The sequence below is a fragment of the Pandoraea sp. NPDC090278 genome (assembly GCF_044772185.1).
Taxonomy (GTDB): domain Bacteria; phylum Pseudomonadota; class Gammaproteobacteria; order Burkholderiales; family Burkholderiaceae; genus Pandoraea.
Map to the genome: position 1 here is coordinate 572,649 of NZ_JBIVYJ010000004.1, position 14,769 is coordinate 587,417.

Sequence of the window (14,769 nt, forward strand, 5' to 3'; positions counted from 1 at the left end):
AGTTGTCGGCCCCGAAATTCTAGCGCAAAGCCTGCGACCCGATATCGGAGGATACGGTGCCTACAGTACTGTGGAGCGCTTTTATTATCTGGGTTTTGCGGGGTGTCGGGCTTATTCTTCGAACGACGCCATGCCCGACTGCTGGTAATTCTGAATGCCGACCTTGCCGATGAGATCGATCTGCGTTTCCAGCCAGTCGATGTGTTCTTCGGTGTCGTGCAGGATCTCGTTGAAGATTTCGCGCGAGACGAAGTCCTTCACGCTTTCGCAGTGAGCGACGCCTTCCTTGCAAGTCTTCTGCGAGAGGTATTCGAGCTTCAGATCGCACTGCAGAATTTCTTCGGTGTTCTCACCGATGAGCAGCTTGTGCAGATCTTGCAGGTTCGGCAGGCCGTCGAGCATGAAGATGCGTTCGATCAGCTTGTCGGCGTGCTTCATTTCGCCGATGGATTCGTCGTACTCGTGCTTGCCCAGCTTGGTCAGGCCCCAATGGTTGTACATGCGGGCGTGCAGAAAGTACTGGTTGATCGCCGTCAGCTCGTTCGTGAGCTGGGCATTGAGGAGTTCGAGGACTTTCTTGTCGCCTTTCATTTTGGATCCCTGTCTTAAGCAATTTGCGAGCGGTTGAAGAGTAGCCTGAAAAGCGCGGAAAGCCAAGCCCCACAAGGCTTTTCGTGAATGGTAATGCGAGTTATTCTCGCTCGCTTCCGTGACATTTTTCACCGTCTCAACCGCAGTCGACCACCCGACGGAAGACGAAAAAAAGCCCGGACGAATCCGGGCTTTCTCAACTAGCTGACGTGACGTCAGACTTAGCCAGACTTACTCAGCCGCGACCGGAATCTTGCCGATCTTGGCCTGCCATTCCTTCGGACCGGTCTGGTGCACGGAGACACCGGTCGAATCGACGGCCACCGTCACTGGCATGTCCTTGACGTCGAACTCATAGATGGCTTCCATGCCGAGGTCTTCGAAGGCCAGCACGCGTGCGCCGCGAATCGCCTTCGACACGAGGTAGGCGGCACCACCGACGGCCATCAGATAGGCGGCCTTTTGCTTCTTGATGGCTTCAATCGCTGCCGGGCCGCGTTCCGACTTGCCGATCATCACCGACAGGCCGAGCTTGCCGAGCATCAGATCGGAGAACTTGTCCATGCGGGTCGACGTGGTCGGGCCTGCCGGGCCAACGACTTCGTCGCGCACCGGATCGACCGGGCCGACGTAATAAATCGCACGGCCCTTGAAGTCCACCGGCAGCGGTTCGCCCTTGGCGACCATATCGGCGATGCGCTTGTGTGCGGCGTCGCGGCCCGTGAGCATCTTGCCCGAGAGCAGCAGGGTCTGACCCGGCTTCCAGCTCGTGATTTCTTCCGGCGTGAGCGTGTCCAGATCGACGCGCTTGCTGGTTTCCGTGTTCGGTGCCCAGTGGACGTTCGGCCAGGCGTCGAGCGACGGCGCTGCGAGGAACGACGGGCCCGAGCCGTCCAGCGTGAAGTGCGCGTGACGCGTCGCTGCGCAGTTCGGGATCATGGCGACCGGCTTGGACGCGGCGTGCGTCGGGTAGTCGAGGATCTTGACGTCGAGCACGGTGGCCAGACCGCCGAGGCCCTGCGCGCCGATGCCCAGAGCGTTGACCTTCTCGAACAGCTCGATACGCAGCTCTTCGTTCCAGTTCTGCGGACCGCGCTTGATCACGTCATGGATATCGATCGGGTCCATCAGCGATTCCTTCGCGAGGACCATGGCCTTCTCGGCCGTGCCGCCGATACCGATGCCGAGCATGCCCGGGGGGCACCAGCCGGCGCCCATCGTCGGGACCGTCTTCACGACCCAGTCGACGATCGAGTCGGACGGGTTGAGCATCACGAACTTCGACTTGTTCTCCGAGCCGCCGCCCTTGGCTGCGACCGTGATGTCGACCTTGTCGCCTTCCACGATTTCGTAGTGGATGACGGCGGGCGTGTTGTCCTTCGTGTTCTTGCGACCGGCTTCCGGCGGCGCGACGATCGAGGCGCGCAGCACATTGTCCGGGTGCATGTAAGCCTGACGCACGCCTTCGTTGATCATGTCGGTGAGGCTGCGCTTGGCGTCCCAGGGCACGTTCATGCCGACCTTCACGAACACGGTCACGATGCCGGTGTCCTGGCACAGCGGACGGCGGCCTTCGGCGCACATGCGGCTGTTGGTCAGGATCTGCGCGATGGCGTCCTTGGCGGCCGGGCTTTCTTCGGCCTCGTAGGCGAGACCCAGTGCCTGGATGTAATCGTCCGGATGGTAGTAGCTGATGTACTGCAGGGCACCGGCGACGCTCTGAATGACGTCGTCTTCTTTAATGACGGTAGACATGAAACGGCTCTCGACTTAGTGGGGACTGGTTTTTTTGTACTGACTTGCTACGGCTGAATGCTGTTCAATGCTGTGCGGACGCATACGCGGGCGCATGGCTGTCGTTCGTCATCTTGTTGACGTAGGCCATGACCACGGCGGAAAGCAGGAAAGCGCAGTGGATGATCACTTGCCACATGATGGTGTGCGGCGTTTGCTGGGACGCATCGATGAACGTCTTGAGCAGATGAATCGACGAGATGCTGATGAGCGCCATCGACAGCTTCACCTTGAGGACACCGGCATTCACGTGGTCGAGCCATTCGGGCTCGTCGGGGTGGCCTTCCACACCGAGGCGCGAGACGAAGGTCTCATAGCCGCCGATGATCACCATGATAAGCAGGTTCGAGATCATCACCACGTCGATCAGACCGAGTACGACGAGCATGATCTGCGTTTCGTCGAAGGTCGCGGCGTGCGTCACCAGGTGGAACAGCTCGACGAGGAATTTGTAGACGTAGACGCCTTGCGCGGCGATCAGCCCGAGGTACAGCGGCAGTTGCAGCCAGCGACTGAAGAAGATGACGCGGGGCAGGGGACGCATCGGACGAGCGGTGCGCGGCGGCGCATCGGACGGGCGGCCGGGAGTCGACATGGCTATTTTGACGGGGTGTAGACCTGCGCCTCGTGACGCGGGCTTTAGTTATCGGTTAAGCAAATCGCAAGCAAAGTGCACTGGCACGGATAGCGCGGCGCGCCATCCGTCATGGGCGGCATTTTACAACGTCTTGGCGAGGGCGCCGCGTCCGATTCAGTCCCGGGCTGGCAATAGCGTCTTTCGCGATCCGGCGGACGGCAGCGCCGCGAGCACGATCCCCGCGACCGTTAGCGCCAGCGCACTGCCCTGGGCGACGGACAGCCGTTCGCCCAGAAATATCACGCCATAGGCGGTGGCTGCGACCGGCACCATCGCCGTGAAGACCCCCGCAAGCTGTGCGCTAACGTGGCGAATCCCGCGCATCCACAGGAAGAACGAGAAGACGCTCGCGGCGAGCCCGTACCAGACGATGAGCGCCCAGTGACCAGGCGTGAGGGCCGAGTAGTCCACCGCCATCAACCCGACGATGCCCAGCGGCAGCATCAACGCGCCGCCGATCAGATGCGTATAGGCGCAGATGTCGATGGCCGAGAGTTCCGCCGCAAGGCGCTTCGAGACGATCACGTAGATCGCTTCGCAGACCACGGCCCCCAGCACCAGCGCGTTACCCAGCCATGCGCCGCTGCTGGCGTCGGCCCCGCCCGCACCGTGGGCGTCGCCGCGCGAGGCGTTGAGCAGCGCCACCCCGGCAATCGCCAGCGCGATGCTGATGAGCGTACGTCGCGACGGGTGTTCGCGCAGCACGGCCCATGACAGCAGCGCGACGCAGGCGGGCAGCGTCGCGGTGATGACTCCAGCGGCGGTGGCCGTCGTCATGCGCACGCCGTAGAGCATGAGTAACGTGAAGAGGAACGTGCCGAAGAACGTCTGCACGAAGAGATGGCCCCATTGACTGCGGGTCACGCGTCGCATGGCCGACGGTCGATAGCGCGGGGCTAGCGCAATGATGGCGATCACGAAGCGCCAGAGCGCAAAGGCGGCCACCGGCATGACGGCGACCATCGTCTTGCCGATCCCGACATTGGTGCCGACGAACGTCATCGCCAGCGCCAGCGCGAAACTCGGAAAGCGGGCAAACAGGCGGTCGGTGCCGGTCGGTGCGGCGTGCGTGGCCGCGGGGTTGGGACTAGTCGTTTGAGGCGTAGATGTCGAATTCACGGGCGCTCCGGGCGATTCCGGGGTGGCGGGACGAGGGTGATAAGCGTAGGATTGTAGCGATTACGCCACACTTTGCTGCACTGCGACAACGCGTTTTGCGTGAGTCCCGCACGCAAGGCACGGGAGTCGAATGCACCAGTGTAAGGCGTTAGTAAGTCGCTCGTCTTAATGTGACGTTAGATGACGTTAGCGATGTGTTTTGGCTTGATTGCAATCGTATTTGCATATCCATAAGAGGGGACAACTCATGGCAGCAATTGAATCGGTATTGCAGGAGCAGCGCGTTTTCGCGCCGCCGCAGGCGCTGGTCGCCAAAGCGAACATTTCCGGCATGCCAGCCTATGAGGCGCTGTGCGCCGAGGCCGAGAAGGATTACGAGGGATTCTGGGCGCGTCAGGCGCGTGAGAATCTGGCCTGGCACAAGCCGTTCACCAAAGTCCTCGACGAGACCAACGCCCCGTTCTACACGTGGTTCGAAGACGGTCAGATCAACGCTTCCTACAACTGCCTGGACCGCCAGATCGAGGCGGGCCTGGGCGACAAACCCGCCATCCTTTTCGAAGCCGACGACGGCACGGTGACCCCCGTCACCTATCGTGATCTGCTTGCGCGCGTGAACCGCTTTGCGAACGCGCTCAAAGCCCGTGGCGTGAAAAAGGGTGACCGCGTGGTCATTTACATGCCGATGTCGATTGAAGGCGTGGTCGCGATGCAGGCGTGCGCCCGCATCGGTGCTACGCACTCGGTCGTGTTCGGCGGCTTCTCGGCCAAGTCCCTCAACGAGCGCGTGATCGACGCAGGCGCAGTCGCTATCGTCACTGCTGATGAGCAAATGCGCGGCGGCAAGGCGCTGCCCCTGAAGGCCATCGTCGACGAAGCTCTGGCAATGGGCGGCTGCGATCATGTGAAGTCGGTGATCGTCTACCGTCGCACGGGCGGTAACGTCGCCATGCAAGCCGGTCGCGACGAAGTGCTGCAAGACCTCGTCGCCACGCAATCGGACCAGTGCGAGCCGGAGTGGGTGAGCGCTGAGCATCCGCTGTTCATCCTCTACACGTCGGGCTCGACGGGCAAGCCGAAGGGCGTTCAGCACAGCACCGGCGGCTATCTGCTGTGGGCGTCGCTCACAATGCAGTGGACGTTCGACATGAAGCCGGACGACATCTTCTGGTGCACGGCCGACATCGGGTGGATCACCGGTCACACGTACATCGCGTACGGCCCGCTGGCGGTGGGCGCGACGCAGGTCGTGTTCGAGGGCGTGCCGACGTATCCGAACGCTGGCCGTTTCTGGGAAATGATCGATCGTCACAAGGTGACGGTGTTCTACACCGCGCCGACGGCCATCCGTTCGCTGATCAAGGCGGCGGAGCAGACGCCGGAAGTGCATCCGAAGAAGTACGACCTGTCGTCGCTGCGCATTCTCGGGTCGGTCGGCGAGCCGATCAATCCGGAAGCTTGGATGTGGTACTACGAGAACGTCGGTCGCGGTCGTTGCCCCATCGTCGACACGTGGTGGCAGACGGAGACGGGCGGTCATGTGATCACGCCGTTGCCGGGTGCAACGCCGCTGGTGCCGGGTTCGTGCACGCTGGGACTGCCGGGGGTTGCGGTGGCCATCGTCGATGAAACCGGTCAGGACGTGCCGAACGGTCAGGGCGGGATGCTGGTGATCAAGCGTCCGTGGCCGTCGATGATTCGTACGATCTGGGGCGACCCGGAGCGTTACAAGTCGAGCTACTTCCCTCAGGAGCTGGGCGGCAAGATTTATCTGGCGGGTGACGGTTCGATTCGCGACGCGAAGACCGGCTACTTCACGATCATGGGCCGTATCGACGACGTGCTGAACGTCTCGGGTCACCGCATGGGCACGATGGAAATCGAGTCGGCGCTGGTAGCGAACCCGATCGTGGCGGAGGCTGCGGTGGTGGGACGTCCGGACGATACGACGGGCGAGGCGATTGTCGCGTTCGTGGTGCTCAAGCGTTCGCGTCCGACCGGTGACGAAGCGAAGCAACTGGCGTTGGAGCTGCGTAACTGGGTGGGCAAGGAAATCGGTCCGATCGCCAAGCCGAAGGACATCCGTTTCGGCGACAACCTGCCGAAGACGCGCTCGGGCAAGATCATGCGTCGTTTGCTGCGTGTGATCGCGAAGGGCGAAGAGATCACGCAGGACACGTCGACGCTCGAAAATCCGGCCATTCTGGACCAGCTGAAGCAAGCGCAGTAAGCGCGGGTTCGATTCCGCTGCGCCTGCAATGACGAAACGCTCGCGGCCTGGCGCGCACGGCAACGCTGTTGCGCCGACGGCCGACGAGGTCGGCAGCCTGCCCTCTGATGTCACGTCGGAGGGCAGGCCGCGTTCGTTGTTGGGGGCGAGCCCGTTATCCGATGGCGGCGCGAATCCTGATCATACGTCGTTCGTGTCATCCGGGACGATTGACGCTGACGGGCGCGAAACGCAATCCCGTTCGTCCGATTCAAATCACAATTCCGTCGGCTCACTCCCCTTGTCCTCTGCTGAAATCGACATCGACTGGCATGGCGAAGCGGCCGCAATTGCGGCGCGTCATTGGCGTCGGACGTTGTGGCTTGTGGCGGTGCTAATGGCGATTGGCTTCGTGGTGACGTTCGTCCCTCAGTTCTGGGCGCGTGAGTGGGCGTCGGTGCGAATCGCGGGATGGCCGTTGCCGTTCTACATGGGGGCGCAGGGCTCGATCCTGATCGACATCGGTCTTATCGCCTTCTACGCGCTGATGCAGCGACGTAACGACGCGCGCTATCGCGACGCGTTGATGCGATTGCGTCAGGAGCGCCGCAAGAGCCTCGGGCTTGCGGACGATGCGCTGGACCCTGCGATGGCGCCCGCCACATCACGTAGCGCAGGCAGTGCTTCTTCTCGCGCCGCTTCGGCGCAAACCTACCGATGAGTTTCACGCGCAGGTTGCTGCGCTACTACTTGTATTACACGGCGGGATTTCTCGCGTTCGTGCTGATGATCGGCTTGCTTGAGCGCGTCAACGGCCCGGGCGTGTGGATCGGCTACGCCTTCCTTTTCGTGACGATTGCCGTGTACGCGGTGATCGGTCTTATCTCTCGCACGTCCGACGCAGCCGAGTATTACGTCGCCGGACGTCGCGTGCCGCCGATGTTCAATGGCATGGCGTGCGCCGCCGACTGGATGAGCGCCGCGTCGTTCATGGGGCTGGCGGGCTCGCTTTACGTCTCCGGATACGACGGCCTCGCTTACGTCATGGGATGGACGGGCGGGTACTGTCTGGTGGCGTTCCTGCTTGCACCGTACTTGCGCAAGATGGGGCGTTACACGGTGCCTGACTTCCTGGGCACGCGATACGACAGCAATCTCGTGCGTGCGTTGGGCGTTTTCTCGACGATTCTGTGTTCGTTCGTGTATCTCGTCGCGCAGATTCAGGGCGTGGGGCTGATCGCGTCGCGCTTCATCGGTGTCGAGTTCACGATCGGGATTTTCTTCGGGCTGGCGGGCATTCTCGTCTGCTCGTTCCTGGGCGGCATGCGTGCTGTGACTTGGACGCAGGTCGCGCAGTACATCATCATGATTACGGCGTTCCTGGTGCCGACGGCGATGATCGGCCATCAGACGGGCAACGGCTGGTTCCCGCAGTTCAGCTACGGCGAGGCGCTAGCGAAGGTCGAGGTGCTGGAAAAGGAGTTGCGCAATTCTGTGCCGGAGCGAGAGGTGCGCGACTACTACCGTGAGCAGGCGGAGCAGATGCAGCGTCGGCTGGATGGATTGCCGGATACGTTCTTCAGCGAGCGGGCGGAGTTGGAGCGGCAGTTGCTGGACACGAAGCGTCGCAACGGGCCGCTGCGGGACGTGAAGGTGCTAGAAGCGAAGCTGGAGGCGTTTCCGCGGGATGTGGGCGAGGCGCAGAACCAGTGGCTGGAGATGCGCAACCAGTACGTCGAGCGTAGTGAGCCACCCAGAGCAATGACGGAGCCGTTTCCGGCGCGTGACGACACGACGCGCAACTCGCAGCGTCTGAATTTCTTGTTGTTGATGGTGTGTCTGATGATCGGGACGGCGAGCTTGCCGCACATCCTGACGCGCTACGGCACCACCGCGACGGTGCAGGGGGCGCGTAGCTCGGTGGGCTGGACGTTGTTCTTCGTCGCCTTGTTGTATGTGAGTGCGCCAGCGTTGGCGGTGATGCTCAAGTACGACGTGCTGCTGCATCTGGTGGGTGCGCGCTACGACAACTTGCCGGGATGGGTGACGCAATGGCGTCACGCGACGCCGGTGCAACTGGATATCTCGGACGTCTACCGCGACGGTGTGGTGCAGTGGGGGGAGATATGGATGCAGCCGGACATGCTGGTGCTGGCAGGACCGGAGATTGCAGGGCTACCTTACGTAATATCGGGGCTGGTGGCGGCAGGGGCGTTGGCAGCGGTGTTGTCGACGGCGGATGGTCTGTTGCTGACGATTGCGAACGCGTTGTCGCACGACGTCTACTTCCACATGGTGGACCGGAACGCGTCGAGTCAGAAGCGGGTGACGACGTCGAAGATATTGCTGTTGTGCGTGGCGATGTTTGCGTCGTATGTGACGTCGTTGAAGCTTGGGAATATTTTGTTCTTGGTTGGGGCGGCGTTTTCGTTGGCGGCGTCGTGTCTGTTCCCGGCGCTGGTGCTGGGGGTGTTCTGGAAGCGGACGACGCGTCTGGGCGCGACGGCGGGGATGGTCAGCGGGTTGCTGGTGTGTGTGTACTACATCATGACGACGTACCCGTTCTTCACCCGCCTGACGGGCTTCGCGGGCACCCGGTGGTGGGGCGTCGACCCGATCTCGGCGGGGGCGTTTGGCGTGCCAGTGGGATTCGCGGTTGCGATCGCGTTCAGCCTGCTGGGTGGCCGCCCGAGCGAGCGCGACCGCCATCTTGTGGACCATCTCCGACGCCCGTAACGACGGGCGTCCAAAGGAATTTGACGCTGCATTTCACGAAAGAGGGTGAGATGTTGTCGCCGACCTGCTATAATGCGCGACCATTCAGGAGAGATGGATGAGCGGTTTAAGTCGCACGCCTGGAAAGCGTGTATAGGTTAATAGCCTATCGGGGGTTCGAATCCCCCTCTCTCCGCCAAGTACAAACAAAGGGCTTCCCAGTGGGAGGCCCTTTGTGCGTTTACGTCGTTTAAAGAATAAAAAGCGCCGTGCCATCGATGACAGAGGCAGCAACTACAAATCGAGAAAGTCGGCTTTCAACTTATCGCGATTGGTGCGCGACGGGAACCAGATTGTCGACCCGACTTCGAGGGCGCCAGGCGCCCGGAATCGCATCTTCACCGGCTTGAAGGAAAAATCAGCGCACGTCCGAGCCGCCACAGATCAAGACGCGCTTGGCACCGGGGCGCGAACGCTCGCCGATTTTCGCAGCGAGTCCAAGCTGAACGCGCCCGCCCCAAAGTAAATGATCTGAAGAAGGCCACCGGCCATCATCACGTTCTTGAGAAAGTGAATCATCTGGTTCTGGTCGGCGAAGTTGCGATGAAAGAATACGGCAGTCGCGAGCGAGAAGATGGCGAGGACCAATGCCGCCGGGCGAACGCGATAACCGGATAGCAGCAGCAAGCCGCCGCCGACCTCAACGATGACCGAGACGACGTAGGCTAGCGGCGGCACGGGCAATCCGACAGCCGTGATGTAACCGACCGTCGCGGCATAAGCGCCGAGCTTGCCCAATCCGCCCATCAGAAATGGCGCACCGAGCAGGATGCGTCCGAGCAACGGAAGAAACTTGTAGCGTTCCATGACAATCTCCAAACAGATAAATAGAAAAAATTGGTGGGGATAGGAGGCAACATGACGCTTAGCCGGTCTCCACCATGACCAGTTCTGCGTCTTCAAAAGCAAGGATTTCCGTACTCCGGACGTCGGTGATCGCCACGCCATCCAGTGGGCCCATAAGTTCCCCATCGATGCCGATGCGTCCGGCAGCGACCACGAGATATGCGTGTCCCGACGGTTCGAGTTCATGGTGAATCGCGTCGCCAGCGCGCAGCTTTACACCGAGCAGACGCGCATCTGCCCGGATCGGCAGCGCGCCGTCATCATCTTCGTAGCCACTGGCCAAGACCGTGAAATGTCCGGCCTCTGCATCCGCCGGAAACGGCTTGGTCGCCCAGCGCGGTTGCCCACCCAGTTCACGTGGCTGCAACCAGATCTGATAGACCTTGAGCGGCACGTCCCCCTTGTTGAATTCGGAATGGCGGATGCCAGTGCCGGCACTCATCACCTGCACATCGCCGGCGTGGATCGTGCCTTCCGAGCCCAGCGTGTCGCGATGCCCAAGCACACCCTGACGAACGTAGGTGACGATCTCGATGTCTCGATGTCCGTGAAAGGGAAATCCGCTGTCTACTGCAATCTCATCGTCGTTCCAGACCTTGAGCGGGCCGAGTGCCTGATGCGCAGGATTGCCTGACGGGGTGACTTGGAAGTGATACCTCGCGCGAAGCCAGCCATGGTCGGCGGCGTCTAACGATTCCCAACGTCTGTGGGTAAGCATGTCATTCTCCTTGGTTCGGAAGCCCTGAGCGCGCAACAACCCTAGCCATCGCATCAGTGAATGAACGTCATGCTATTTCTGCAACGATCTTCTGCATATATCCAAGAATGCAAAGTATCATTGCCCTGAATAGAACAATCGGCGCAAATGCGGCGCCCCCAAGTCCATGGATGCGATTACGGATCTGAACGACCTCCGGCTATTCGCCGAAGTGGTCGAGCGCGGCAGTTTTACGGCAGCCGCGCGTAGCCTCGATCTTCAGACGTCGAAGCTGAGTCGACGCGTACGTGCGCTGGAAGAAGAACTCGGCGTGCGCTTGCTCAACCGGACCAGCCGCAGTCTGTCGCTGACGGAAACTGGTCGGCAGTTCCATCGGCATTGCCTTGCGCTTGTCGAGGAGTCGCGAGCGGCCAAGGAACTCATCGATCGTACGCGAAGCGAGCCGCAAGGCACCGTGCGCATCAGTTGCCCGCTGGGCCTGCTGAGTCTTGGTATCGCGACGATCGTTTCCCAATACGTTCAGGACAATCCGCAAGTTCAGGTGCTGGTCGATGCGACCAACCGGCGTGTCGACGTGATCGAGGAGGGCCTGGATTTTGCGATTCGTGTGCGCCTGCCGCCGCTAGATGACACGGATCTCGCGGTGCGCCAATTGGGACGGTCGACGCTGATTCTCGTGGCCAGTCCGGCACTCGCGGCAAAGCACACAGCGCCAGCGTCCCTGGCCTCACTAGGTGACTGGCCGACAGTCTCGATGACAGAAAGGAATGAGCGCCACACTTGGCATCTAACGGACGCTAACGGGCAGTCGACGTCGCTCATTCACAGGCCCCGACTGGCGATGGACGATTTGGCCAGCTTGCGCATAGCGGTCATGTCGGGCGTCGGTGTGGCATTGCTCCCGAAGGAATTCGTGACCGTCGACATACGGGCAGGGCGCCTGATCCACCTCCTGCCGGACCTGTCGACGCCTGCAGCACTCGTCCACGCCATCTTCCCGACGCGGCGCGGCATGGTGCCAGCGGTGCGTCATCTACTCGACGCGCTGGTCGTCGGTCTGGGGCGTGTTGACGGCATCGACACCGCTGAGAACTACGACGCGCAGCTTCCCCGGAAGAGGCCAGTCGGCCCACGTTGAGCGATCCGCTGATCGCAGAGCAGCCTCATCATTTGGTGCCCTGCGATTGGCGGCGATATAGCGTCACGGCTCCGCGTACCAAGCTGCCAATTACACCGATGACTACCATCAGCATCCCTACTGGCACCAGTGCGAATGGCTCACGCAAAAAACCTTGCGCATCGACCTCCGATCCGATTGCAGCGAACGCGATCCAACATGCGAATCCAGCGAGCATGACGCATGCACAGACCGTCCAATATCGGCGGTGATCAACATCTCTTACCGCTGCGATGATCGTCGCAACGAGGGCCGTCGCTGAAACAAGAAGTAATGCGAACTGAACCATAGGTTCACCGGCTTGGCCTCGACACGGCGCATTCTACATACGTTGCGGGGCGTGATTTACGGATCGCCTATTGCATAGCTCTGCTTTGGCAAATGCACCATAGAATTTGCGAAATTTCCTATTTTTTGGTGAGTTGATCGCACGTACGATTAGTGACGCGCACATTAACCCGCCGGTTGGTCTAGCGCGGTATATGTAATTTTTGACCATTGAGAGATAACGTATGTTGAAAAAATGCATTTTCGTTGTTCTTGCTTTTTGTCTACTGCCAGTCCGCGTAGCCTTGGCGGACGTTAATCCTATTAGTGTGCATATCCTCGATCAGCAAACCGGCAAGCCTCCTGTTGGCGTGGTTGTTGAGCTTGAGCGGATGAATGGAAGCGCGTGGCAGAAAATTGCGTCGGGCGAGACCGATGCCCAGGGGCGAATCAGATCTCTTTTCCCGAAGGGCGAGCGCTTCACCAAAGGTGAATATCGCGTGATCTTCAAAACAGGGGAATACTTTGGGAAGATGAAGCAGGACACGTTTTTCCCGGAAATTCCGGTGATGTTCCGTGTCGTAGATGCAACCCAGCACTACCACATTCCTTTGCTTCTAAGTCAATTCGGTTATGCGACCTACAGAGGCAACTGAATTTTAGAAAGGTGAGCGAAGGTCTGATGCCCCGTGCAGGATAGTGTGCGCTCCGCATGTTGGTTTCTTTGGGCGTCTGGATCATGCTTCGACTCCCTCTCGCTCCGCCGACGACAAACAAAAGGGCTTCCCGAAAAGGAGGCCCTTTGTGCGTTTACGGCGCTACTGGCATCGTCGGCGACGAGCGCATCAAGACCACAGCGTCCCGAGCCCGATTGTTATCTCGATTTGAATTGTCTAGCCAAATTCGTGGGATTTATCCCCGGCGACCAAACAGGGACACTCCGCTTTACCGGACCAGATTGGAAATCACGATGACAACCGACGCGACGAATCGAAAGACCGCATCGCCCATGCTGGGGGTGTTTGCAGCTTGGCGACGCATCTGCCAACACTGCGAGCCAGCGCTGTATGCATTGCTGCGCACCGCCTTCGGCATCGTGCTGTTCACCCACGGTCTTCCCAAAGTGCTAGGCGCATCGCATGGCTCGATGGCGGATCCGATGGCCGGTTCGATCAACCTTATCCAGAACGTGATGGGGCTACCGTTCGCGCCGCAACTGGCATTTCTCGTCATGCTGCTTGAGACCGTCGGCGCGATCATGCTCACGCTGGGTCTATTCACGCGTGCCGTGGCTTTGCTCTTTGTCCTGGAGATGGTGGGGATCAGTTACGCACTCGGACCGACCTGGCCGTGGATCGATCGCGGGATTGAGTACCCGGTCCTCATGGCGTTGCTGGCGTTTTACATCGTCGCGCGCGGTGGCGGCGCTTACTCGCTGGATCGACGTTTCTTCCAGCGCTAACAACGATTTCCAGCTAGCGCCCTAACGCCGACAAACATCGGGCCGATCAACGGATCGGCCCGCATTGCATTTAGCGGCTTGTTCGCGACTTACCCACCGAATTGATCGTACGCTTCGAGCGCCTTCGTCGAATAGACGAAGGCCGCGCCAGCGTTCAGGGCAATTGCAGTGCCTAGTGCTTCAGCGACTTCTTCACGCGACGCGCCCAGCTTTTGCGCCGCCGCGGCGTGCGACGAAATACACCCTTCGCAGCGCGTCGTGACGGCAACGGCAAGGGCGATCAGTTCGCGCGTCTTCGCGTCCAACGCCGTGCCCTGATCGAGCGATTGGTTCAACGCCTGAAAGGCCTTCACAACCGGCGGGTTAACTTGTGCCAGCGTGCCAGCGGCTTTTTTCAGATGGGAAAGGGTTTCTGGCCAGTTGCTCATGATGTCTACCGACTCCAATTGAATTACAGACGAAAGAAACGACGGCATCAAAATCGCGATGCACGTCGTTCGCTAATTCATTGAAGCAGGAACAAATGGCTGGATGAAGCGAAGATTTGTCACGACACCTGTGAGCGTTTGGAAAGACCCCTGACCCGTGACGCCCGCACGCTCGACGCCTTGTCCACGAATCCCCCCGCTATAACCCCTTGGAATAACCAATCCCAAACCTTTCATGTACACCGAATTGTTTAAATGTATTCTTTTACATAAATATGTATACATAAAAACTCCTTTAGTCCACCACGATTCCTCGGCCCTGGGAATCGCTTATTTGCGAGGTATCCATGAAGTTTTCCCGGGTTTCGTTAAGTATCGCCATCGCGCTAGCCGCCGCCGTTCAGGCGCACAGCGTCTGGGCCGCACCGTCAGCCAGCGAGCAGACGTGTCGTGCCTGTCACGACATGACCAGCAAGAAGGTCGGGCCGTCGTTCCGTGAGATTGCGGCGTCCTATCGCAACGATCCGGATGCGCTCGCCAAGATCAAGAAGAGCATTCTCCAGGGCAGCACCGGTAAGTGGGGGAACATCCCCATGCCCGCGAACGCCATCCCCGACGACGAAGCCGAGCGCTTCGCCCACTGGGTCCTGAGCCTCAACAAGTAAGGCCAGACCCCGCCATCGAAATATCCCCATATCGAGCACCGGGACGCCACGGCGTCACCGGGCCATTGCGCCTGAAACGCA

At 60.3% G+C, this 14,769-nt stretch carries 15 protein-coding genes and 1 tRNA gene; 8 read left to right on the forward strand and 8 right to left on the reverse strand.

Features of this window, described 5'->3' with window-relative positions; all coding sequences use genetic code 11:
• Positions 1–111: 111 nt before the first annotated feature.
• From bfr to ACIQWO_RS17715, 4 genes are all read right to left on the reverse strand, one after another.
• The gene (gene bfr, locus ACIQWO_RS17700) at positions 112–591 is read right to left on the reverse strand and encodes a bacterioferritin (protein WP_039396360.1); all 480 of its coding nucleotides are present in this window, start codon (positions 589–591) and stop codon (positions 112–114) included.
• Positions 592–822: 231 nt separating this feature from the next.
• Positions 823–2,346: a fumarate hydratase gene (locus tag ACIQWO_RS17705; RefSeq protein WP_402826706.1), complete on the reverse strand. Its 1,524-nt coding sequence runs from the start codon at positions 2,344–2,346 to the stop codon at positions 823–825.
• Positions 2,347–2,410: 64 nt separating this feature from the next.
• Positions 2,411–2,980, reverse strand: a complete 570-nt coding sequence (locus ACIQWO_RS17710; RefSeq protein ID WP_402826709.1) for a TIGR00645 family protein — start codon at positions 2,978–2,980, stop codon at positions 2,411–2,413.
• A 156-nt stretch (positions 2,981–3,136) separates the two neighbouring features.
• Complete coding sequence (locus ACIQWO_RS17715; RefSeq protein WP_402826884.1) at positions 3,137–4,063, reverse strand: DMT family transporter; 927 nt, start codon at positions 4,061–4,063, stop codon at positions 3,137–3,139.
• Positions 4,064–4,388: 325 nt separating this feature from the next.
• Here ACIQWO_RS17715 and acs point away from each other — a divergent pair, with 325 nt between their 5' ends.
• From acs to ACIQWO_RS17735, 4 genes are all read left to right on the forward strand, one after another.
• The gene (gene acs / locus ACIQWO_RS17720) at positions 4,389–6,371 is read left to right on the forward strand and encodes an acetate--CoA ligase (protein WP_402826712.1); all 1,983 of its coding nucleotides are present in this window, start codon (positions 4,389–4,391) and stop codon (positions 6,369–6,371) included.
• 280 nt (positions 6,372–6,651) lie between these two features.
• Positions 6,652–7,071 (forward strand): DUF4212 domain-containing protein, encoded by a 420-nt coding sequence (locus ACIQWO_RS17725; protein ID WP_402826715.1) that lies wholly within the window; start codon positions 6,652–6,654, stop codon positions 7,069–7,071.
• Positions 7,068–9,086, forward strand: coding sequence for a sodium:solute symporter family protein (locus tag ACIQWO_RS17730; protein ID WP_233328080.1), 2,019 nt, complete (start codon positions 7,068–7,070; stop codon positions 9,084–9,086). The genes ACIQWO_RS17725 and ACIQWO_RS17730 overlap by 4 nt, the downstream gene beginning before the upstream one ends.
• A gap of 87 nt (positions 9,087–9,173) precedes the next feature.
• Positions 9,174–9,264, forward strand: a tRNA-Ser gene (locus tag ACIQWO_RS17735).
• Positions 9,265–9,509: 245 nt separating this feature from the next.
• Here the strand turns inward: ACIQWO_RS17735 and ACIQWO_RS17740 are convergent.
• Positions 9,510–9,932 (reverse strand): DoxX family protein, encoded by a 423-nt coding sequence (locus tag ACIQWO_RS17740; RefSeq protein WP_402826718.1) that lies wholly within the window; start codon positions 9,930–9,932, stop codon positions 9,510–9,512.
• 58 nt (positions 9,933–9,990) lie between these two features.
• Complete coding sequence (locus ACIQWO_RS17745) at positions 9,991–10,689, reverse strand: pirin family protein (RefSeq protein WP_402826721.1); 699 nt, start codon at positions 10,687–10,689, stop codon at positions 9,991–9,993.
• Between the two features lie 166 nt (positions 10,690–10,855).
• Between ACIQWO_RS17745 and ACIQWO_RS17750 the strand changes: the two genes are divergently transcribed.
• Positions 10,856–11,827: a LysR substrate-binding domain-containing protein gene (locus ACIQWO_RS17750; RefSeq protein ID WP_402826724.1), complete on the forward strand. Its 972-nt coding sequence runs from the start codon at positions 10,856–10,858 to the stop codon at positions 11,825–11,827.
• A gap of 28 nt (positions 11,828–11,855) precedes the next feature.
• Here the strand turns inward: ACIQWO_RS17750 and ACIQWO_RS17755 are convergent, their stop codons facing one another.
• On the reverse strand, positions 11,856–12,155 hold the full coding sequence (locus ACIQWO_RS17755; protein WP_402826727.1) for a DUF3955 domain-containing protein: 300 nt from the start codon (positions 12,153–12,155) through the stop codon (positions 11,856–11,858).
• Positions 12,156–12,378: 223 nt separating this feature from the next.
• On the opposite strand from ACIQWO_RS17755, the gene uraH reads away from it, so the two are divergent.
• Together uraH and ACIQWO_RS17765 are read left to right on the forward strand one after the other, a co-directional pair.
• Positions 12,379–12,789, forward strand: a complete 411-nt coding sequence (uraH, locus tag ACIQWO_RS17760) for a hydroxyisourate hydrolase (RefSeq protein ID WP_402826730.1) — start codon at positions 12,379–12,381, stop codon at positions 12,787–12,789.
• Between the two features lie 314 nt (positions 12,790–13,103).
• A complete protein-coding gene (locus ACIQWO_RS17765) occupies positions 13,104–13,595 on the forward strand; it encodes a DoxX family protein (RefSeq protein WP_402826733.1) in 492 nt (163 codons plus the stop codon).
• Positions 13,596–13,684: 89 nt separating this feature from the next.
• On the opposite strand, the gene ACIQWO_RS17770 is transcribed toward ACIQWO_RS17765, so the two are convergent.
• Complete coding sequence (locus ACIQWO_RS17770) at positions 13,685–14,026, reverse strand: carboxymuconolactone decarboxylase family protein (protein ID WP_402826887.1); 342 nt, start codon at positions 14,024–14,026, stop codon at positions 13,685–13,687.
• A gap of 344 nt (positions 14,027–14,370) precedes the next feature.
• On the opposite strand from ACIQWO_RS17770, the gene ACIQWO_RS17775 reads away from it, so the two are divergent.
• Positions 14,371–14,688 (forward strand): c-type cytochrome, encoded by a 318-nt coding sequence (locus ACIQWO_RS17775; protein WP_402826736.1) that lies wholly within the window; start codon positions 14,371–14,373, stop codon positions 14,686–14,688.
• The last annotated feature ends 81 nt before the right edge of the window (positions 14,689–14,769 follow it).